Below are 20,986 nucleotides of genomic sequence, written 5' to 3' on the forward strand. Positions count from 1 at the left end.
CATTGGTCTGGCTGGGATTGACCTGATCGGGTCAATGTCGGCTGCCGAGCAACGTTGCACGGGGGTCTTTGCGTCTCACCCTATGTGTCGTCCTGCATCCGCACTGTGAGGTCACAGGCGGCACCTGTTGAGGACAACCAAATGGGAGGGACTCATCGTGAGATCCAGAACCAGATCGCGGCGACTCGGGCTGACCGCTGTCGCCTCGCTGGCCGTGCTGAGCCTGGGCGTCACCGCCATCGGGCAGGCACAAGCGAGCAGCACCGCAACGAGCACCGCAGAAGCAGGTAAGGGCAGGGCGGCCAAGGTGGCTGCCCCCGACCAGGTCGTCACGCTGATCACGGGTGACAAGGTCACCCTACACGGCGGCGACCAGGCCAAGGCGTCGATCCAGCCGGGACCTGGGCGGCGTGGCGTGACGTTCCAGGCCACCCGGCAGAAGGACCGCCTGTTGGTGATTCCGTCCGACGTCAGTGCGGCGGTGACGTCGGGCCGGATCGACAGCCGGCTGTTCGACGTCACCGGGCTGATCAAGGCCGGGTACGACGACAAGTCGAGCAAGGTGATCCCGCTCGTCGTCACCTACCAGGGCAAGGCGAAACGGTCCGCTCCCGCCGGTACGACCGTCAGCCGGAACCTGCCGGTGATCAACGGCGCGGCGCTCAAGGTGGACAAGAACACCACCGCAAGCTTCCTGGCCGAGGCGCAAACGGCCAGGTCGGCCAGTGGGATCGACAAGATCTGGCTGGACGGCAAGCGGCACATCTCGCTGGACCAGTCCGTCCCGCAGATCGGCGCCCCGGAGGCGTGGAAGGCCGGCTACACCGGCAAGGGTGTCTCGGTCGCGGTGCTCGACACCGGGATCGACGCCACCCACCCGGACCTGGCCACTCAGGTCGCCGGCGCGAAGAACTTCACTGACGGCCCGGCCGGTGACGACGTCGGTCACGGCACCCACGTCGCGTCGACGATCGCCGGTACCGCCGCAGCGTCGGCAGGCAAGTACAAGGGCGTCGCGCCGGACGCGAAGCTCTACGACGGCAAGGTCTGCCAGCTGGACGGCTGCCCCGACTCCGCGATCCTGGCCGGGATGGAGTGGGCCGCGACCGAGGTGAAGGCGAAGGTGGTCAACATCAGCCTCGGCGGTCAGGACACCCCGGAGCTCGACCCGATCGAGGAGGCCGTCAACCGGCTGACCGCGCAGACCGGCACCCTGTTCGTAGTGGCCGCAGGCAACAGCGGCCCGGGCGAAGGGTCGATCGAGTCGCCTGGCAGCGCGGATGCCGCGCTGACCGTCGGTGCGGTCGACAAGCAGAACCAGCTCGCCGACTTCTCCAGCCGCGGACCGCGGATCGGTGACGGCGCGCTCAAGCCGGACGTGACCGCTCCCGGCGTCGACATCGTCGCCGCCAGGGCGAAGGACGGCGTGATCGGCGAACCGGTCGGTGACAAGTACCTACGTCTCTCCGGTACTTCGATGGCGACCCCGCACACCGTCGGGGCGGCCGCGATCCTGGCGCAGCAACACCCGAGCTGGAAGGCGACCGAGCTCAAGGGCGCGCTGATGGCATCGGCCAAGGTCGCCGCCAACCAGTCCGCGTTCGAGCAGGGCGCCGGCCGGATCGACGTCGCGAAGGCGATCACCCAGTCCGTCATCGCCGAACCGGGCAGTGTCTCGTTCGGGACTGCGCAGTGGCCGCACACCGACGACGCCCCGGTGACCAAGACGATCACCTATCGCAATCTCGGCGACCAGGCCGTGACGCTCGCTCTCAGCGCGTCGCTGTCCGACTCGACCGGAGCCTCGGCTCCTGCCGATTCCATCAAGCTGAGCGCGTCCTCGGTGACCGTGCCGGCCGGTGGTACCGCGAGTGTCGAGGCCACCTCGAACACCAAGCACAGTGGGCCGGACGGCCTGTACTCGGGCCGGGTCACCGCAACCGCGGCCGGTACTTCCGTGGTCTCCCCGGTCGGGGTGAACAAGGAGGTCGAGAGCTACACGCTGACCATGAAGCAGGTCGGTACCGACGGCAAGCCGACCGCCGACGGTGGTTCCCTGGTCTTCGGTCTCACGAAGCCCTGGTTCGACTTCTACGGCGACCCGAGCGGTACGTCGACGGTCAGGCTGCCCAAGGGCGACTACCTGCTGCAGGGCGACCAGACGGTCGAGCGGCCGAACTCCGAGGGGTACGACAGCTACTCGGTCGTCCAGCCGTTGCTGCAGCTGACCAGCGACAAGACGGTCGTGTTCGACGCTCGGACGGCCAAACCGGTGAAGGTCACGGTCCCGGACAAGAACGCGAAGGTGGTCCTGGCCGACGTCGGCTACGACCGCGAAGGCTCGCCGGAGACGGGCAGCCTGACCTCGAGCATCCTGGTCTTCGACTTCGACGGGGTGCACACCGCCAACCTGGGCGGACCGGCTCCGGCCGGTCAGATGGCCTCACACGTCATCTCCAATTGGGGCCTGCCGACCACCGACAACGGCTTCACCAACACGCCGTACCTGTACGGGCTGGTGAACACGAAGCCGAACGTCTTCTACGACGGGTTCCAGCGCGCGGTCCGGGCCAAGGACCTGGCGACGGTGACGCAGTCGATCAACGCGACCGCCGACCGGCAGGTCGAGCGGGGCGTGTTCCCCTACGCGCCAGGTCTTGGCGGCGCCTGGACACCGATCCTGACCTATGACCTGCCGGCCAAGACGAAGCTGTACGTCGATCCGGCGCCGGCGGGCTGGAACACCGAGGTGTCCGAGATCATGCCGAGCACGGATCCGCAGGACCCGTTCCCGATCACGGTGAGCCGGTTGACCTCGCCGCAGCGCACGTACCGGGCGGGCAAGTCGTACCAGGAGCGGTACAACGCGGCGGTGTTCGCGCCGACGCCGCTCTACACGACGCGCACCGGCAACGAGCTGGAGCTCGGGCTCTTCTCGACCACCGATGCCGACGGCAACGACGGGGCGACCGCCGCGGACAGCCAGAGCAGCAAGCTCTACCGGGACGGCCAGCTGGCCGGCGAGTCCGAGTGGTTCGGCGATCTCGTGGTAGGCGACCTGCCGGCGGGCAAGGCGTCGTACAAGTACGTGACCTCGCTGGACCGGTCGTCGCTGCTGAAGCAGTCGAGCAAGATCGATCTGACCTTCACCTTCAAGTCGGCCGGCTCCGGTAAGGATCAGCTGATCCCGCTGCGCACTGTGGGCTACCAGCCCGCGGTGGACAGCAAGAACACGGTCAGGCGGTCGCCGGTGACGGTGCTGCCGATCCATCTGACGGCGCAGCCCGGAAGTACTGCGCTGCCGGCCGTGAAGAAGCTGGAGCTGAAGGTGTCCGGCGACGACGGCAAGACCTGGAAATCGGCCACTGTGGTGCGGACCGGGTCTGGGTACCGAGCAATCTTCGTCACGCCCAAGGGCGGCGCGGTTTCGCTGCGGGCGCACCTGGTCGACGCGGCCGGAAACACGACGGATCAGACCACGATCGGGGCGTACCAATTTCGCTGAGAATGCTACTCGGTGAACTGAGCTGATCACTGCGAGAGACCCCCGGAAGTGTCCGGGGGTCTCTTCGTGTATTCCAGGCGAAATTTGCACCTTCTTGCAGTCCAGGGGCATAACTTTCGCCCGGCAGTGCTCCATCGAGAGGGCAGAATGGCCAACCGGTCTGGACCGTAAGACGATGGAACCGAGGATTCAGTGGCAACGGCAGAACACGTCGTGATGATGGTGGCGAACGCCGTCGACAACGACAGCAGGGTGCTGAAGGAAGCGATGGCGATCTCCCGCACCGGGGTGCGGGTCACGCTGCTCGGGGTGTCTCCTGACGGCGTGCTGTCGATGAAGTGCCTGGACGGCAACACCGTCATGGCCAGGCTGCCCAGCGCGTTCACCCTTCGCGACGACCTCAGGCGCCGGCGTGCCCGCCGACGCGCCCGCCGGTTGCCCCTGGTGGGCTACAAGTCGGCCGTCGACGCTGCTGCCCGGGAGGCCCGGATCGCGGCCAGGCAGGCCGACCTGAAGGCTGAGTCGGGCGACGCGGTCGGCGCTCGCCGGGCCGGCGCCGCGGGCCCGATCCCGTTCCGGGTGGGGGTCGTCAGCCGGGTGATCCGGCAACGCTGGCTGGGAGCCGCCTCGGTCGGGGTGCGGATCCGGCGGGACTTCATGCTCAGCCAGAACAACATGTTCGCCAAGAGTTGGGCCTGGTACGACGGCCGGGTGAACCGGCTGGAACGGCCGGTCTCCTGGCGTGGGGTCGTTCCCGAGGCCTGGGACTACGAGCAGATCTTCGGCCAGGTCCTCGACGAGTTGGCCCCGGACGTGCTGCACGCGCACGACATGCACCTGGTCGGCGTGGCCGCCCGTGCCTCGAGCCGGGCCAAGCTGCGTGGCCGGAACCTCAAGATCGTCTACGACGCGCACGAGTACGTGCCCGGCATCGCGCAGTACGGGCACCGCACGCCGCGGTGGATCGCGGCCTGGGCCGATCACGAGAAGGAGTACCTCGGTGCGGCCGACCGGGTGATCACGGTCAGCTCCGCGATCGCCGAGCGGCTGAAAGAGGAGAACAACCTCGATCACCTGCCGCAGGTCATTCTCAACACCCCGGACATTCCCCGCGAGATCGAGCTCACGCAGGACATCCGGACGGTCACCGGGCTGTCCGCCGACGTCCCGTTGCTGGTCTACAGCGGCGGCATCACGGCGGTACGAGGGGTCGAGACCGCGATCAGGGCGATGCCGAACATGCCTGACGTGCACCTCGCCGTGGTCGCCGTGCCGTCGCCGGACCAGCCTGCGGTCGCAGTACTACGCAAGCTCGCCATCCGGATCGGCGTCGAGGACCGGATGCACTACTTGCACCCGGTCGCGCCGCACGAGGTGACTGCCTTCCTCTCGACCGCGGACGCCGGCATCATCCCGATGCTGCGCGCGCCCAACCACGAGATGGCGATGCCGAACAAGCTGTTCGAGTACAGCCTGGGTGGATTGCCGGTGCTGGTCAGCGACATGTCCAGCATGAAGGAGTTCGTGGCCCAGTTCGGGATCGGCGAGTCCTTCGAGGCCGGGAACCCCGAAGACCTTGCGGAGAAGGCGAAACTGCTGCTCGGCCGGACCAACAAGTACCGCGAGCGGCTGGCCTCGCCGACGTTCAAGCAGGAAGCCGCGTGGAGTGGGCAGGCGGACAAGCTGCGCACCCTCTACAGCGAGCTGCTCGGCCGGGAGCTGGCCGTCCAGCCGCAGGCTTCGACCGTCCGGTCCCGGCTGCTGATCGGGCCGACCAACACGGACGGCCAGGCCTGGGCCTGGGCGCGCGCTGTCGAGCGGCACCAGCCGGGCTTCGAAGGCGAGTCGCTGCAGGTGGGTGGGGTCGCCGACGAGTTCGGAGTCGATCGGGTCGCCGGCTCGGCGGAGTACAAGAAGAGTGTCGGCTGGCGGATCGAGCATGCCGACCAGATGCTGGAGAACGGGGTCAGCCACGTTCTGTTCGAGTCCGGCCATGCGCTGCTCGGGCAGACCGCGCTGCAGTGGTTCACGAAGGATCTGGAGTTCCTCGAGTCGTCCGGTATCGCGCACGGCGTCGTCTTCCACGCGGCGGACGTCCGCAGTCGTCGGTGGCAGGTGACTTCGGAGCGGCTCGCGGAGTACGAGGGGCCGCGGTTCGTGACGGCGCCTGATCTGGTGGATTCGGTCGAGTACAGCGTCTGGCTGCCGTTCGTGATCGAGGCTGCCGACCCGGCGGCGGCCCTGCCGGTGCTGGACCGGGACACCCCGGTCGTTCTGCACCTCGGGATGGTCGATCCGGTGCTCACCGATCTGCACGACCTGGGGCTGATCGAGTACCAGACGATCGAGAACCGCTCGCGCGCCGAGCTGCTGGCGCTGGCCCGGACCGCGGACATCGTGGTCGACGACCTGCGGAACGGCTCGTACGGCGTACTGGCGGCCGAGGCGATGGCGGCCGGCCGCGTGGTGGTCGGGCGGATCCCGCAGCGGGTGCGGGACCGGTTGCCGATGGAGGTACCGATCGTGCAGGCGGATCCGGGGGAGCTGCGCAACGTCGTCGAGCGGCTCATCGCGGACCGCGAGGCGGCGCGCAAGGCGGCCGGTGCCGGGCCGGTCTACATCAGCGAGGTGCACGACGGCCGCCGGTCGGCCGAAGCCTTGTCGTCGTTCCTCGGCAAGTCCTGAAGAACTGAAAACCCCACGGGCCCTCTCGGCGCCCGTGGGGTTTCTGCTGTTCGGGGGAGATCAGCCGATCAGGCCGAGCGCCTTGACCGCGTCGCGCTCCTCGCCGAGCTCCTTGGTGCTGGCGTCGATCCGGGCGCGGGAGAAGTCGTTGATCTCCAGGCCTTGGACGATCTCGTAGTCGCCGTCCTTGGTGGTCACCGGGAACGAGGAGATCAGGCCCTCCGGGACGTCGTACGAGCCGTCGGAGACGACTGCCATCGACAGCCAGTCGCCGTCGGCCGAGCCCTGGACCCAGTCGCGCACGTGGTCGACGGTGGCCGCCGCGGCCGAGGCGGCCGAGGATGCGCCGCGGGCCTCGATGATCGCCGCGCCGCGCTTCTGCACGGTCGGGATGAAGTCGTTCTCCAGCCAGGCAGTGCCTTCAGCGTCGTTCGCCACCAATTCGGCGGCGTTCTTGCCGGCCACCTCGGCGTGGAAGATGTCCGGGTACTGGGTGGCGCTGTGGTTGCCCCAGATGGTCAGCTTCTTGAGGTCGGTGACGTGCGTGCCGGTCTTCCTGGCCAGCTGGGCCAGCGCGCGGTTGTGGTCCAGCCGGGTCAGCGCGGAGAACCGCTCGGCCGGGATGTCCGGCGCGTTCGACTTGGCGATCAGCGCGTTGGTGTTGGCCGGGTTGCCGGTGACGGTGATCCGGATGTCGTCGGCGGCGTGCTCGTTCAGCGCCTTGCCCTGGACGGTGAAGATCGCGCCGTTGGCCTCGAGCAGGTCACCGCGCTCCATCCCCTTGGTACGGGGGCGGGCGCCGACCAGCAGGGCCAGGTTCGCGCCGTCGAAGATCTTGTTCGCGTCGTCGCCGATCTCGACCCCGGCCAGCGTCGGGAACGCGCTGTCGTCGAGCTCCATCACGACCCCTTCGAGCGCCTTCAGCGCCGGGGTGACCTCCAGCAGCCGCAGCTCGACCGGCGTGTCCGGCCCGAGCAGCGCGCCGCTCGCGATCCGGAACAGCAGGCTGTATCCGATCTGACCGGCGCCGCCGGTGATGGCGACCTTCACTGGGGTTTTGCTCACGACACGCTCCTCAAAGGGATTAACGACGGACTCCCTTCGGACGCTAGCAAGTCCGGCGCAGACAGGCGACGGTGGGTCAGGTGATCCACACCACCCGTTCACGGCCAGGACTCCGTCCCGCCTTCTACCGAACCCACTGTGTGCTCAGTCCCTGACTTGTTAGGAGAAAGTTCGATGATTTCGGTGCCCCGCCGGTTCGTCGCCGTCGCCGCCTCGGCTGTTGCCGTCGGCGCGTCGGTCTTCGTCCCGCAGCTGTCCAGCTCGTCCCCGCAGACCACCGCCCAGCCGGCTGCCCAGGCCTCGAACGCACAGGCTTCGGCCGAGCTGGCCCCGGCCGCCCGGCTGGCGGCGGCGAAGAAGCACGACGACTTCGTCATCGTCGGCCACCGGGGCGCCTCCGGGTACCGGCCCGAGCACACGCTGGCGTCGTACGAGCTGGCTGCCCGGATGGGCGCCGACTACATCGAGCCCGACCTGGTGACCACCAAGGACCACGTCCTGGTCACCCGGCACGAGCCGGAGATCAGCGGTACGACGGACGTCGCGGCGCACCCGGAGTTCGCCGACCGCAAGAAGACCAAGAACCTCGACGGCGTCGCCACCACCGGCTGGTTCACCGAGGACTTCACGCTGAAGGAGCTGAAGACGCTCCGCGCGAAGGAACGGATCCCGGCGGTCCGGCAGCACAACACGGTCTTCGACGGGCACTACCAGATCCCGACCTTCCAAGAGGTCATCGATCTGACCAAGCGGCTGTCCCGCGAGCTCGGCCGGCCGATCGGGATCTACCCCGAGACCAAGCACCCGACCTACTTCCGGCAGCAGGGGCTGGCGCTCGAGCCGGAGCTGATCAAGGCGCTCAACCGCAACAACCTGAACCGCCCGGACGCCAAGGTGTTCGTCCAGTCCTTCGAGGTGGCGAATCTGAAGGCGCTCGACAAGCAGCTCCGCGTCCCGCTGGTCCAGCTGACCAGCTCGGCCGGCGCGCCGTACGACTTCGTGGTGAGCGGTGACAAGCGCACCTACGCCGACATCGTGTCCGCCAAGGGGCTCCGCGAGGTCGCGACCTACGCCGACGGTGTCGGCCCGTCGAAAGACCAGATCATCCCGCTCGACGCGGCCGGCAAGCTCGGCAAGCCGACCGACCTGGTCCGCGACGCGCACCGGGCCGGCCTGGTCGTGCACCCGTACACGTTCCGGGTCGAGAACACCTTCCTGCCGGCCGACTTCGACTCCGACGCGGTGCCGTCGGACTCCGGCAACCTGTTCGGCGAGATCGCGGCGTACCGCAAGGTCGGCATCGACGGCCTGTTCTCCGACAACACCGACATCGCGGTCGCGGCCGAGGCGGAGTCCCGCTGATCTGCCTGGCAAGATGACCGGGTGGAACGAAAGGTAGGCACCGGGACTGCGACGGTCGAGGCGGAGCCGGACGGTACTTTCCTGCTCCGCGTCGACGGGTCGTTGCAGTCCCAGGTCGACCTGGCCGATCCGTCGAACCTCGCGTTCGAGTACGTCCGGCGGATCGGCGACGTGCTCGACCTGGTCGCCGCCCGCAAGCAGCCGATCTCGGTCGTGCACGTCGGCGGCGCCGGGCTGACGCTCGCCCGGTACGTCGCCGTCACCCGGCCGCGGTCCCGGCAGATCGTGCTGGAGCCCGACGAGGACCTGACCGAGTTCGTCCGCGAGACGCTTCCGCTGCCGAAGCGCTCCGGGATCAAGGTCCGCGGCGTCACCGGGCGGGCCGGCATCACCGAGATCTACGAGGACTCGACCGACGTGGTGATCGTGGACGCGTTCGTCCGCGAGGCTGTCCCGGCGAACCTCGTCACAGCCGAGTTCGTCGCCTTGTGTGCGCGGATCCTGCGTCCGGGCGGCGTGCTGGTGTTCAACCTGATCGACGGCACCGCTGGGTTGGGCTTCGTCCGCCGGGTGGCGGCAACGCTGCAGGCGGGGCTGGGCGACGGCGTCGTACTGGCTGAGCGCAAAGTGCTGCGGGGCAAGGGGTTCGGGAACGTCGTCCTGGTCGGGTCGCGGCAGCCGGTACCGGACCTGGTGCCGTTGGGGCGGCGGGCGCAACCGCCGTACGAGGTGCTGCCACTGGGCGAGCTCGCGGGCAAGGCGGCGCCGTTGACGGATGCGGAAGGGTTCGCGTCCCCAGCGGCTCCGGCCGGCACGTTCGGCCGCTGAACTGGACAAAACGCTGTCAACCTAGGCCAAAGCCTGGCTGGCTGGAGCTGGGCGGCAGGTAACTTTGGGCGGGTGTCTGCTGCCAGGGTTGCCGAGCTGAGGTATTACCCCGTGAAGGGTCTTGCCGGGGTGTCCGTCGAGCGGGCCGACGTGCTCGCGACCGGGCTGCGGCATGACCGGAACTTCATGCTGGTGGATCCTTCGGACGGCACCTTCCTCAGCCAGCGCGTGTTGCCGGCGATGGCGCCGCTGCATGTTGAGGTACTGGCCGACGGCGACTCGCTGCGGCTGAGCGCTGACGGCGCCGACGACCTCGTCGTACCGGTCGCGTACGACGGGAAGCGCCGCGACGTGAGCCTGTTCGGCAAATGGTTCGGGGCTGGGGTGGTGCAGGACGCGGCCGCCGAGGAGTGGTTCTCCGAGCGGCTGCAGCGGCCGGTCGGATTCGTCCGGGTCACGCCCGAGCACGAGCGGCCCGGCTGGGGTGTGCACAAGGGACTCTCCAGCTTCGGGGACGCGCACGCGCTGATGATCACGTCGCTGTCCTCGCTCGACGGGCTCAACGAGCGGATCGTGGCGGGCGGTGGGGACGCGATCCCGATGAACCGCTTCCGTCCGAACATCGTCATCGAGGGCTGGCCCGAGGCGCATACGGAGGATCACGTACTGCGGGCATCGGCGGGCGCGCTCGAATTCGGCTACTCGGCCCGGGGGATCCGATGTGCGGTGCCGACCGTGGACCAGGTGACGGGGGAGAAGCGTGGGCCTGAGCCGACCCGCACGCTGGCGAAGTACCGGCGGCAGCCGGACTACGGCGGCGGCGTGAGCTTCGGCATCAAGGGTGCCGTGCTGACCCCGGGAGTAGTTGCCGTGGGCGATGAGATCTTGGTACACGAATGGTTGCCGGAAGGCGTCGATCCGGCGCCCTCGGCTCGCTAACCTGCGAAGCTCCACCACCTGTGGGGAGCTGCCGTGCGCCGGATCGTTGTCCTCCTGCTCAGCTGTCTCTTGCTCTCGGCAACCGTTGCCGTCAGCCCTGCCGTTGCGGTAGGCAAGGAAGAGCGCGGGCCGGGATCGCTGCGGTACGACGTCACGCTGACCAGCGACGCGACCGGGCGGAGCTGGACAGGGCGCGAGAGTGCCGGTTTCACGAATACGACAGGCAAGCCGCTGGGTGAGGTCTATCTGCGGTTGTGGGGCAATGCATGGGACGGCTGCAAGCAGCCGGTGAAGGTGAGCAATCTCAGCGGTGGCGTGGCGGGGCCGTTGACGGTCAACTGCACCGTCCTCAAGGTCGAGCTGGCCAACGTGGTTGCTGTTGGCAAGCATGCGGTGATCTCTTTCGATCTGACGATGACGGCGCCGGAGCGGCTGGAGCAGTTCGGGCGCTCGGGTGCGTACAGCTTCTTCGGCAATGCGCTGCCGGTGCTGGCTGTGCATGACGTCGGTGGTTGGCATCTCGAGCCGGATGTCGGGATCGGTGAGAGCTACTACACGCTGGCCGCCGACTTCGCAGTAAGACTTCAGCATCCGGCCACGATCCAGGTGCCCGCCACTGGAATCACGTCCGCAGGGACAGTGAGTATCGCCAAGCAGGTCAGGGATTTCGCCTTCGCTGCTGGTCCGTTCCGGCAGTCGACGGCTACGTCGCCGGGTGGTGTCAAGGTCCGCACTTGGTCGACGAACACGGTGACTGCTGCCGCTGTAGCCGATGCGCAGACCACTGGGCTAGCGGCGATCGATGAGTTCGGCCGCCGCTTCGGCGCCTATCCCTACGGCGAGATCGACCTCGTCCTGAACGACAGATGGACCTCGTTCAGCGGCATGGAGTACCCGGGCTTCGTACTCCTCATCGCTCCGGGGGGCCCGGTCGTTCACGAACTCGCGCACCAATGGTGGTACGGCATCATCGGCAACAACGAGTACGCCGACCCGTGGCTCGACGAAGCCTTCGCCGTCTACGCCACCGACCTCCACGACGGCGATCCCGCCGACGGCTGCTGGCCCGGCACCCTGACGGCATCGATCACCAACAACATGGGTTACTGGAAGTCCCACGGTCTCAACTGGGGCGTCTACGTCTACACCTACGGCGCCTGCCTACTCCACGACCTGGACCGCGTCCTCGGTACTGAGGCGATGGCCACCATGCTCCGCACCTACGCTAAAACCCATTGGTACGGCGTCTCCACAGTTCTAGACTTCAAGTCCGCCGTCCAGGCCGCGACAACCGTCGATCTGACCTCCTTCTGGAAGGCTCATACGATCGGAGCCTGAGGTGTCGCTGCGGCGCAACCGGCCGTTCGCGTTCTTCTGGGTCGCGCAACTGTTGTCCAACGCCGGTACGCAGGTCAGCGAACTCGCGATTCCGTTGATCGCGGTGCTGACCCTGTCGGCCGGGCCGACCGCCATGGGTGTCCTGACCGCCCTGGAAGCCCTGCCCAGCTTGGTGCTTGCCTTGTTCCTCGGGGTGATCGTGGACCGGATCCGCCGCGGACGCTTGCTGTTCTGGTGCAACATCGGCCAGGGCGTGCTGATCGGCACCGTGCCCGTAGCCGCCGCCTTCGACGTGCTCACGATGGCGCAGCTCTACCTGGTGACCTTCGCGGTCGGCGCCCTCGCATTGGCCTACGGTCTCGCCCACACCGCCTACATCCCAGCACTGGTCCCCGACCGCCGCCAGCTGACCGCCGCGAACAGCAGCATCGCACTGACCGACTCGGTCACCGCAGTAGCCGGCCCAGGCCTCGGCGGCCTGCTGGTGCAGCTGCTGACAGCTCCCGTCGCGATCGCCGTCGACAGTGCGTCCTTCCTCGTCGCCGCACTCCTCCAAGCCAGCGGACGAGGTCCCGACCCCGAGCCAACGGCCGAGAAGACGCGGTTCCTGCCATCTGTGCGCGCGGGCTTCGCGGCGTTCCGCGGCCAACCAGGGATCGTCGCCATCACGGCAGGCAAGGGAAGTTTCGACTTCTTCCAGTGGGGTGTGATCGCCCTCTACATCCTGTACGCCGTACGCGAGCTGGGACTGTCTCCCGCGGCGATCGGCGCCATCGCAGTACTGGGATCGCTCGGCCCGCTGCTCGCAGGCGTGATCACGACGCCGGTGAGCCGACGGTACGGAACGGCCTGGACCTCGGTCGTAGCGGCGATCCTGCTCAGTGGAAACCTGCTGATCCCGCTGGCTGGCGGCCCGGACCTGCTGGTGATCGCGACCATCGGTCTCGGGCAGTTCCTGCTCGGCCTCGGGGTGGTCTTCCTGATCATCGTCAGATCGACCATGTTGCAACGATCAGTCGATCCCGAACTGCTCGGCCGGGCCGGCTCCGTGATTCGCCTGGTCGAGTGGGGTGCCGGTCCGCTGGGCGGGCTGTTCGGAGGCCTGCTCGGCGCCGTACTCGGGCTGCGGCCGGGGTTGGTTGTGCTGGCAATCGGTACCTTGTCCGCCGTCCCCTGGGTGGCGACCGCCGCTGCCCGCGGGCACCTCACGATGCCCGACGAGCAGGATCGGACGAGCTAGCAGGCGACGCGGGCGCGGCCTGTGACCGCCTTGTAGGTGCAGGTGTCGAAGGTCTTGCCGGCCGGGGTCTGGAATCGGGCGGTATCGCCGGTGTTGTTCCAGATGTAGTTGCCCTGGTTCCAGTACAGCTGGACCGCGGTGTTGCGGTTCTTGCCGGTGTGGACGACGGCCGTCGTCCGGCCCTTGAGGACATAGCCGCGCGGGAAGACGTAGGTGTGGTTGGCGACGTCCTTCACCCGGTACCCGCTCAGGTTGATCGCCCGCGTGCTGACGTTGCGGATGCTGAAGTACTCCAGGTTGAGATGAGCGTTGGTCCGGGTGTCCTTACCGGCCGGGTCGTACTGGATCCCGGTCAGGACCACCGAACTCGCCGCCATCGCGGGCAGCGGTACGGCGAGGCCGACCACGGCGGTGATGACGGCGGCGGCGATGGGCAGGCTGAAGCGACGTACGAACACGGATTTCCCTCCGGCTGTGGGCCGATTTCCCCCCCGGCCCGATGAACTGCTGACTGCCGGTTCCCCCCGGCGCGACGAACCTAGTGGTCACCCTCCGTGTCCGTCAAGGGGTGAGGCCACTCAGAGTGACAATCGGCTAGAGCAACAGGAAGAGGGTGTAGAGCGCGGGCGTGGCGAAGGTGACCAGGAGGATCCAGGCCATCATCTTGTGGCCGGGTTTGGCCCGGTCGAGGTTGGCGACGAAGTGGACGACGGCGCCTTCCTCGGTGTGCCGGCTCAGGCCGATCCGCTTGGCGTCCTCGGGCCGGCGGTCCGGGCGCTCGTCCTCGATCGCGTCGGGCGGGATGCCGTACAACGCGGGCCGGGCCGGATCGAGATCATCGCGCTCGCCGTACATCCGGCCTCCCGCAGGATCGGTGGAGGCTCAAGCTAACCCCGCGCTGGAGGCCGACTCAAGCACCTCGCCCCATCGTCCCACCCAGAGACCACAAACGGCGGCCCGCAGTCCGCGAGCCGCCGTCCTGGGTAGTTCCGCAGTTACTGAAAGTCGACAACCCAGGCGTACCGGGTCGCGGTGTTCAGACAGACCAATACCTGCGTCGTGCAGTACTCCGCATCGCCCTGCCCTACCCCGAGTTCGTCCAGCCCGCAGTTGAGTACTGTCCTGGAGCTGGAGCTCATCAGCCGGTCGAATGCAGCCTTGGCGCTCATGTCCTTGCCACCGGTGGAAGCGCCGGACGAACCGCCCGATGCCATCTGACCGGTCCGGGCACGGTCCGCTGCTTCCGCCCGCGCGCCGCCGGTGAGGTTGCTGTTGCGGCGCAACGGCGAGCAGCCGCTCTCGACCCGCTGGTTGTCGACCAGCGCGAACAGCTCTTGCTCTTCGGCCGACATGCTGCCGCCATCAGCGGGAGGCGGCGGGGTGGTGGTGCTCGGCGTACTCGACGGGGTGCTGCTCGGCGAGTGCGTCGGTGTCGTGTTCGGGTTGTCCGGCGCCTTCGTCGTCGGGTCGTCGGTCGGCCCATCGGTGGTACCGGTGGTCGGGCCATCGGTCGGCCCATCCGTCGATCCGTCGGTGGGACCGTCCGTCGGTGTCGTGCTCGGCCTGTCGGTGGGCTTCTGGCCCGGGGTCGACGGGGTGTCGCTCGGTGACGGCGTACCGGCTGTCGGCGTACCGGATGGTGTGCCCGGTGTCGTCGCCGACGGCCTCGCCACGACCGGCTTGGTCGAGGCCTTGAGATAGGTGTCGTCGTCCCTGCTGACGTAAGGGACGGAGGCGTCGGCCTCGTTGGACTGTGGCTGGTGGAGCAGGATCCAGGAGATCGGCGTGATCACCAGGATGACGGTGCCCATCGCTACCGTGATCCGCTTGATGCGGGACTCCGGCCGAGCCGTTGCCGGCTTGCTCCGTCGCCGCCGCGCGGCAGCTGATCGCTGTGACATTTAAGTGCTTGTTCCCTTCACGGTCGCGCCCCCAAGACGTGCCTCATTCGTCTCACCGTGGCGCCGTGAGGGGCGCCCGATGGCATAGCAAGGACGGATCTACCCGCGCTGATCGGCGGACAACCGGGCATCCGTTGTCGGTTCGCCACAGTGAGTGCGGCGAACACGGTGCCCGGCGGACAATGCTGAGTGCAACCGGTCAGTTACGACCGAAGTCCTGCACCCAGCTGCCCGGTCCCCAGTCGGACTTGACCTGGCCCGGGTCGTACCCGATGCCGATCAAGGTGAACTTGCAGTTCAGGATGTTGGCCCGGTGACCGTCGCTGTTCATCCAGGCGTTGAAGACCTTCTGCGCACTGCTGTAGCCGGCCGCGATGTTCTCGCCCCAGCCCGAGCCGTGGTACCCCGCCTTGGCCATCCGGTCGCCCGGGTCCTGGCCGTCGGGGTTGGTGTGGTCCATGTAGTGCCGGCGGACCATGTCGGACGCGTGCGAACCAGCTGCCTCGACCAGAGAGTCGCTCAGCTGCAACGGACGGCATCCCTGGCTGCGTCGAGCCTGGTTGGTGAGGTCGAGCACGTCGCGCTCGATCGAGCTGGTGCCGCCGCCACCCGGCGGGGGCGGCGGGTTGTCCGGAGTCGGCTCGGTGGTGGTGACCGTCTTGGTCGGCGTCTTCGTCGGCTGGGTCGCCGTCTTGGTCGGCCGCGTCGGCTTCGGCTTCTGCGACGGCTTGCCTTGAGCGTCCTTGGTGACGGCCGGGCCGGTCGGCGTGACGGTGACCGTCTCCACGCCACCGGTCGGGCCGGTGGTGAGGACGGTGGTGAGGACGGTGGTCGGGGCACCGGGCGTTGCCGAAGTACTGGTGCTCATGGTCGACTCGGCCGACCCGAGGGCCGGCGTACCGGTCGAGATCACTGTCTTGCCGTTCGGCAGCGTCTTGGTCACGGTGACCTTCGGCTTGCCGGCTCCGGCGCTCTCACCCTCGACAGCCGCGGGGCCTGAGTTGTCCTCGGAGACGTTGAGGACCTTGGTGGCATCGTCGTCGGCAACAGCTGAGCCATTGTGCGCCGACATCACCCAGATCACGGGGCCGATGGCGAGGAGCACGGACAGGGCACTGACGATCGGGCCGATCAGGCCTCTGCGTCGCCGTGCCTTTTTTCTGCTGCGGTGCCGCCCAGGGGTAGGCGAGTCCGTCATGGGTGGGCGAGTCCTCTTCAGTTCGTCGTACTACCGGAAGTTCGTCGTTCCCCGTGGTGTTCGTTGCCAGGCCCCCCTGGTTACCGAACAGTGACCTTAACGGACACGCAAGGTCACTGTTACGGCTCGGCGTTTCGTCTTAACGAACCCCTTAGATTCGGAGCGTTCCGGGTCAGCCGCCGAAGTCCTGGACCCAACTTCCGTTGCCCCAGTCGGGCTTGACCTGGCCGCTGTCGTAGCCGATGCCGATCATCGTGTAGTCGCAGTTCAGGATGTTCTTGCGGTGGCCCTCGCTGTGCATCCAGCCGTCCACCACGGCGGCCGCGTTTTTGTAGCCGACGGCAATGTTCTCGGCCATCGCGCCGCCCTTGAAGCCGGCCGCCTTCATCCGGTCGAACGGCGACCGGCCGTCCTGGCTGTTGTGGTCGAAGAAGTGGTGCACGACCATGTCGGTCGCGTGCAGATCGGCGGCCTTGGTCAGCGCGCTGTTCATCTTCAGCGGACCGCAGCCGTTCTTGGCGCGCTCGTTGTTCGTGAGCTGCAGCACCTGCGCCTCGGCGCCACCACTCGGCGCCGGCGGCTTGGTGGTCGGCGGCTTGGTCGACGGCTTCGGCGTCGCGGTGTGGGTCGGCCGCGGCGTCGGCTTGGTCGGCTTGGGCGAGCGGGTGCCCTGCCGGCTCGGCGCGCTCGTCGACCGGGTCGGTGTCGGGGTCGCGCTCGGGGTCTTCGACGGCGTCTTGGACGGTGTCGCCGACGGAGTCCTGGTCGGCGTGGCCACCGGGCTGCTCGCGTCATCGGTCGGCGTGACCATCGGGTCGTCGGTACTGCTCTTGACGGTCAGCGGCTGGTCCTGGCTGGTCGCCTGCGTGGTGTCGCGGCTCACGTACCAGCCGGCGCCGGCCAGCAGGGCCAGCACTGCGAACGCTCCCAGAATCGGCCCCGCGACACCGGTCCGCTGCTTGCGGCGGCCGTGCGATCGGGGCGGTTCGGGGGTCTGCTCGTAGAAGGGATCGTTCGGTACTTCGTTCATCGCAGCCAGCAAGCCTCTCGTCGTCGATCCCCGTCGTTCCCCAGGCCGTGCGGCACGGACGTTATCGGATCTTGATGTAACACGACGACCCCCGAACGCCCGACAGCGCTCGCTTTGACGAACCTTTTACGACGGACCGTAGTCTCCGAGCCATGCGAGTCGTCGTGGGTTCAGGTCCGGTCGGTACTGCGGTAGCGCGCCTGCTCGTCGAGCGCGGGGAGCAGGTCCGGCTCGTCACCCGGAGCGGCACCGGGCCGGACGGGGTGGAGAAGGTCAAGGCCGACGCGACCGACCCCGCAGTACTGACCAAGCTCGCTGACGGGGCCGAGACGGTCTTCAGCTGCGGCGGACCGGCGTACGAGCGGTGGGTGCCCGATTGGCCGCCGCTGGGTGCCTCGCTGGTCAAAACGGCCGGGGCGACGGGGGCGGTGTTGCTCACCACCGGGAACCTCTATGGCTATGGGCAACCGGCCGGTGTGATGAAGGACGGCGACCCGGATCGGCCCAACTCGGTGAAAGGGCAGGTCAGGGCCAGGGTTTGGGCTGATGCGTTGGCGGCGCATGATGCGGGGCGGATTCGTACTGCGGAGGTGCGCGGCTCGGACTATCTCGGTGCGGGAGCCGCCTCGTTCTTCACGATCGGGGTGCTGCCTGGCGTGCTGGCGGGGCGGCGTACCGCAGTACCGGCTGATCTCGACGCCTTGCACAGCTGGACCGCCGTGGACGATGTTGCCCGCACCCTTGTCGCGATCGCCTCCTCGGACGACGGCGCCCTGGGCAGGGTCTGGCACGTACCGACTCCGCCGCCGACCTCGATCCGCGACCTCGCAGCCCAGGCAGCCGCCATCGCCGGAGCGCCGGCACCGCGGTTGTCCGCGATGCCGGGGGCCGTGCTGTGGCTGGGCGGGCTGTTCAACAAGCAGGCTCGCGAGATCCGCGAGCTCCAGTACCAGTTCCGCGCACCGTTCGTCCTCGACTCGGCGGACGCGCAGCAGACCTTCGACCTCACCCCCAGCACCACCGCGGCGGCGCTGGAGGCGACGGTCAGGAGCGGGCGATGACGATGTCGGCGATGACCTTCCAGCCGAGGCTGCGGTAGAGGCGGAGACCGTCGATGGAGGCGATCAGGATGCCGCGTTTGGCGCCCTGGCCCGCGGCGGTCTCCACGAGTGACGCCATCACGGCACTGCCCAGGCCGCGGCGACGGTGGGCCGGGTCGGTCTCGATCCGGTCGGCGACGGCATCCTGGCCGACCACCGCCATCCGGCCGCTCGACACGACGCCGCCGTGCAGCGTCGCGCGGGTGATGATCAGGTCGTCCTCGAGCTCTGTGCGCAGCGTGTAGCGCTCGTTCAGCTTGAGCGCCGGCTGCTCGGACAGCTGGATCGTCATCAGCCAGTCCTGATCGGGTTGCACCTCCAGCCCGAGGTCCTCGAGCTGCTCGATCCGCGCCTCCCGGTCGTCGGTCGCGAGCGTGACCCAGCCGGCGCCCCGGCCGCTGCCCGCGGCTTTGGCCAGCTCGGCGGCGCGCTCGACCCGCTCGGGTTTGTCGTCGGCGTCCAGGACGACGTACTCCATCGCGCGGTTCTCCTCACCCGCGCGGACGGTCAGGATCCCGTCGTTGTCATCCTCCACTGTGGTCCAGCCCCGCGATACAGACCACCCGGCCTGCCAGCGGCGGACGAGTTCCTCACGATCTCTCACTAGTCGATTCAAGCAGTCAGAACGTCTCACGGCGAGAGGAAGATGTGTCGTCAGTCACCAACTGGTCGCCGAGAGGCGGATTCGTTACCTCGGCGAACGACTTTTCAGCACCTGATCAGTGATCAAGAGATCGAAGCTGTGCAGGTCGCGGAAGCCGCCGTCGCGGTCCGGGTCGGCGGCCCGCTCGCGCCCGGTCCGGGTGAACCCGTTGACCTCGGCAACGCGCTGTGAGGCAGTGTTGCCCTCGGCAGCGAAAAGCACCAGCCGGCGCCGCCCGAGCCCGCCGTCCTCGACCGGGGTGAAGGCGTGGCCGATCGCACCCCGCACCGCGGCGCTCATCACGCCCCGCCCGCGTGCGTCCGGGTGCGCCCAGTAGCCGACCTCGCCCATCGTCTTGTCCATCCGGTTCTTCAGGTCGAATACGCTCACATTGCCGAGCAATTCATCCGTGTCCGGGTCGGTGATCGCCCAGGTGACGCCCTCGCCGCTCGCGTAGTTCTCCTGCCGGCTCTCGATGAACCCCTCGGCATCCTCCAGCAGGTAAGGCGTCGGCAGGCCGGCCAGCCACTCCTGGGTCCGCGGGTCGTCGCACGCCTCCATGACGCGCTTGGCATCGGTACTACGAAGCGCCCGCAGCCGCACCCCATCCACATCGATCACCGGCACCCGCCACCAGTTGCCCTGCGGCTCCGGCACGTCATCCCGGCCGATCGACGCGACCCACTCGTCCTGCCGGACCCCGCGCTGCACCCCGCCGGCTGGAATCGTCACCAGATTCCGGAAGCCGGCCTTCCACGCGACCCGCCGTGACCCCCAGTTGCCGACGTACGCACGCCAGGTCACCCGGTCCCAGCCCTGCTCGAACGCGTACTTCACCACCAGGCTCAACGCCCGCGTCATCACACCGTTGCCCCGGGCCCACGGTGCCACCGCGAACCCGACCTCGCCGACGTTGCCCTGCTCCGGACGCAGATCGATGGTGCCCGCGTAGCGCCCGTCGTACTCGATCGCCCAGGCCCAGCTGGTGCCCTCGCGCCAGCCCGCCGGGACGAACTCGGTCAGGAAGTGCTCGGCGTTCTGCAACTCGTACGGCACCGGGATCGTCGTCCAGCGCTGCATGTCCGGGTCCTGGCAGGTCTCGTACGCCGGCTGGACGTCCGCCACCGTGTGCGCACGCAGCGTCACGACGTCGTCGGCCAGGGTGGGGACGTCCTCGGGGAATCGCATAGCTCAGCCTGACAAGCCGTCCGCCCGGCGGCAACGCCATTTCACTGAGCGCGACACAAATCAACACAATCCGACTGCGATCGGGCAGGGCAGACCTTAGGGTGTCAGGTGTGAACGTCTCCGGACCCACCGAACCGTCCCGCGGCCGGGGCGGTCAGCTCGCCGCCCAGCGGCAGGCCACGATCGTTGCCGAGGTCAACAGCCGCGGCGCGATCACGGTCGCCGAGCTGGTCGACCGCTTCGGCGTGTCCGACATGACGATCCGGCGCGACTTGGACGCCCTCGATTCCAGCGGCCTGCTGCACAAGGTGCACGGCGGCGCGACCTCGGTCGGCCTGCGCAGCGCGCACGAGCCGGGCTTCGACGCCAAGCTCACCCAGGAGTCCGCCGCCAAGCAGGCGATCGCGATCGAGGCCGCCGCCCGGGTCCAGCCCGACAGCGCGATCGGCATCGGCGCCGGGACGACGACGTACGCGCTGGCCCGTCAGTTGCTCCGGGTCGAGAACCTCACCGTGGTCACCAACTCGGCCCGGATCGCCGACGTCTTCCACGGCAACGGCCGCTCGGACCGTACCGTCGTCCTGATCGGCGGCATCCGCACCCCGTCGGACGCCCTGGTCGGTCCCATCGCGACAGCCGCCCTCCAATCCCTCCACCTGGACGTCCTGTTCCTGGGCGCCCACGGCGTCGACGCGGAACACGGCCTCAGCACCCCCAACCTGATGGAAGCCGAAACCAACCGCTCCTTCATCGCCGCCAGCCGCGAGGTGGTCCTCGTCGCCGACCACACGAAGTGGGGCACGGTAGGCCTGAGCACCTTCGCCACCTGGTCCGACCTCGACCTGGTGGTCACCGACTCAGGCCTTGCCCCCTCGGCCAGAAAGTCCATGCGCGAGACCGGCTGCGAGCTGCTGATAGCCAGCTAGGGACCGGACCGCCACCACTCACAAACCTGCCGCTCCAC

Annotated in this window: 17 protein-coding genes; 9 read left to right on the plus strand and 8 right to left on the minus strand. The window is 68.3% G+C overall.

What is annotated here, in order from left to right; translation table 11 throughout:
- Positions 1 to 157 precede the first annotated feature (157 nt).
- Positions 158 to 3,505, plus strand: coding sequence for a S8 family serine peptidase (locus OHA70_RS18675; RefSeq protein WP_328334257.1), 3,348 nt, complete (start codon positions 158 to 160; stop codon positions 3,503 to 3,505).
- A gap of 192 nt (positions 3,506 to 3,697) precedes the next feature.
- Positions 3,698 to 6,190 (plus strand): glycosyltransferase, encoded by a 2,493-nt coding sequence (locus tag OHA70_RS18680; protein ID WP_328334259.1) that lies wholly within the window; start codon positions 3,698 to 3,700, stop codon positions 6,188 to 6,190.
- A gap of 60 nt (positions 6,191 to 6,250) precedes the next feature.
- On the opposite strand, the gene OHA70_RS18685 is transcribed toward OHA70_RS18680, so the two are convergent.
- Positions 6,251 to 7,255 carry a malate dehydrogenase gene (locus tag OHA70_RS18685; protein ID WP_328334260.1) on the minus strand — a complete coding sequence of 335 codons (1,005 nt, stop codon included), beginning with the start codon at positions 7,253 to 7,255 and terminating at the stop codon, positions 6,251 to 6,253.
- Between the two features lie 174 nt (positions 7,256 to 7,429).
- On the opposite strand from OHA70_RS18685, the gene OHA70_RS18690 reads away from it, so the two are divergent.
- From OHA70_RS18690 to OHA70_RS18710, 5 genes are all read left to right on the plus strand, one after another.
- Positions 7,430 to 8,617, plus strand: coding sequence for a glycerophosphodiester phosphodiesterase (locus OHA70_RS18690; RefSeq protein ID WP_328334262.1), 1,188 nt, complete (start codon positions 7,430 to 7,432; stop codon positions 8,615 to 8,617).
- Positions 8,618 to 8,638: 21 nt separating this feature from the next.
- Entirely contained in the window at positions 8,639 to 9,445 is an 807-nt protein-coding gene (locus tag OHA70_RS18695; RefSeq protein ID WP_328334264.1) for a spermidine synthase, read from the plus strand.
- A 72-nt stretch (positions 9,446 to 9,517) separates the two neighbouring features.
- On the plus strand, positions 9,518 to 10,384 hold the full coding sequence (locus OHA70_RS18700; RefSeq protein ID WP_328334266.1) for an MOSC domain-containing protein: 867 nt from the start codon (positions 9,518 to 9,520) through the stop codon (positions 10,382 to 10,384).
- A 33-nt stretch (positions 10,385 to 10,417) separates the two neighbouring features.
- On the plus strand, positions 10,418 to 11,722 hold the full coding sequence (locus OHA70_RS18705) for a M1 family metallopeptidase (protein ID WP_328334268.1): 1,305 nt from the start codon (positions 10,418 to 10,420) through the stop codon (positions 11,720 to 11,722).
- A gap of 1 nt (position 11,723) precedes the next feature.
- Positions 11,724 to 12,962 carry an MFS transporter gene (locus OHA70_RS18710; protein ID WP_328334270.1) on the plus strand — a complete coding sequence of 413 codons (1,239 nt, stop codon included), beginning with the start codon at positions 11,724 to 11,726 and terminating at the stop codon, positions 12,960 to 12,962.
- Here the strand turns inward: OHA70_RS18710 and OHA70_RS18715 are convergent.
- From OHA70_RS18715 to OHA70_RS18735, 5 genes are all read right to left on the minus strand, one after another.
- Positions 12,959 to 13,420: a lamin tail domain-containing protein gene (locus tag OHA70_RS18715; protein WP_328334272.1), complete on the minus strand. Its 462-nt coding sequence runs from the start codon at positions 13,418 to 13,420 to the stop codon at positions 12,959 to 12,961. The two genes, OHA70_RS18710 and OHA70_RS18715, sit on opposite strands and share 4 nt — an antisense overlap.
- 136 nt (positions 13,421 to 13,556) lie before the next feature.
- On the minus strand, positions 13,557 to 13,817 hold the full coding sequence (locus OHA70_RS18720) for a hypothetical protein (RefSeq protein WP_328334274.1): 261 nt from the start codon (positions 13,815 to 13,817) through the stop codon (positions 13,557 to 13,559).
- 140 nt (positions 13,818 to 13,957) lie between these two features.
- Positions 13,958 to 14,863: a hypothetical protein gene (locus OHA70_RS18725; RefSeq protein ID WP_328334276.1), complete on the minus strand. Its 906-nt coding sequence runs from the start codon at positions 14,861 to 14,863 to the stop codon at positions 13,958 to 13,960.
- Positions 14,864 to 15,062: 199 nt separating this feature from the next.
- Positions 15,063 to 16,061, minus strand: coding sequence for a CAP domain-containing protein (locus OHA70_RS18730; RefSeq protein ID WP_328334278.1), 999 nt, complete (start codon positions 16,059 to 16,061; stop codon positions 15,063 to 15,065).
- Positions 16,062 to 16,233: 172 nt separating this feature from the next.
- Positions 16,234 to 17,091, minus strand: coding sequence for a CAP domain-containing protein (locus OHA70_RS18735; protein WP_328334280.1), 858 nt, complete (start codon positions 17,089 to 17,091; stop codon positions 16,234 to 16,236).
- Between the two features lie 152 nt (positions 17,092 to 17,243).
- Between OHA70_RS18735 and OHA70_RS18740 the strand changes: the two genes are divergently transcribed.
- The gene (locus OHA70_RS18740) at positions 17,244 to 18,152 is read left to right on the plus strand and encodes an NAD-dependent epimerase/dehydratase family protein (RefSeq protein ID WP_328334282.1); all 909 of its coding nucleotides are present in this window, start codon (positions 17,244 to 17,246) and stop codon (positions 18,150 to 18,152) included.
- On the opposite strand, the gene OHA70_RS18745 is transcribed toward OHA70_RS18740, so the two are convergent.
- A complete protein-coding gene (locus OHA70_RS18745; protein WP_328334284.1) occupies positions 18,136 to 18,795 on the minus strand; it encodes a GNAT family N-acetyltransferase in 660 nt (219 codons plus the stop codon). The genes OHA70_RS18740 and OHA70_RS18745 overlap by 17 nt on opposite strands.
- An 84-nt stretch (positions 18,796 to 18,879) precedes the next feature.
- On the minus strand, positions 18,880 to 20,022 hold the full coding sequence (locus tag OHA70_RS18750) for a GNAT family N-acetyltransferase (protein ID WP_328334286.1): 1,143 nt from the start codon (positions 20,020 to 20,022) through the stop codon (positions 18,880 to 18,882).
- A gap of 110 nt (positions 20,023 to 20,132) precedes the next feature.
- Here OHA70_RS18750 and OHA70_RS18755 point away from each other — a divergent pair, with 110 nt between their 5' ends.
- Positions 20,133 to 20,948: a DeoR/GlpR family DNA-binding transcription regulator gene (locus OHA70_RS18755; RefSeq protein WP_328334288.1), complete on the plus strand. Its 816-nt coding sequence runs from the start codon at positions 20,133 to 20,135 to the stop codon at positions 20,946 to 20,948.
- The last annotated feature ends 38 nt before the right edge of the window (positions 20,949 to 20,986 follow it).

Source organism: Kribbella sp. NBC_00382 (assembly GCF_036067295.1).
Taxonomy (GTDB): domain Bacteria; phylum Actinomycetota; class Actinomycetes; order Propionibacteriales; family Kribbellaceae; genus Kribbella.

Coding starts and splice junctions, on each gene's coding strand:
- OHA70_RS18750 (WP_328334286.1), bottom strand. CDS start 20,022: ATGCGATTCCCCGAGGACGTCCCCACCCTGGCCGACGACGTCGTGACG.
- OHA70_RS18730 (WP_328334278.1), bottom strand. CDS start 16,061: ATGACGGACTCGCCTACCCCTGGGCGGCACCGCAGCAGAAAAAAGGCA.
- OHA70_RS18725 (WP_328334276.1), bottom strand. CDS start 14,863: ATGTCACAGCGATCAGCTGCCGCGCGGCGGCGACGGAGCAAGCCGGCA.
- OHA70_RS18720 (WP_328334274.1), bottom strand. CDS start 13,817: ATGTACGGCGAGCGCGATGATCTCGATCCGGCCCGGCCCGCGTTGTAC.
- OHA70_RS18690 (WP_328334262.1), top strand. CDS start 7,430: ATGATTTCGGTGCCCCGCCGGTTCGTCGCCGTCGCCGCCTCGGCTGTT.
- OHA70_RS18740 (WP_328334282.1), top strand. CDS start 17,244: ATGCGAGTCGTCGTGGGTTCAGGTCCGGTCGGTACTGCGGTAGCGCGC.
- OHA70_RS18735 (WP_328334280.1), bottom strand. CDS start 17,091: ATGAACGAAGTACCGAACGATCCCTTCTACGAGCAGACCCCCGAACCG.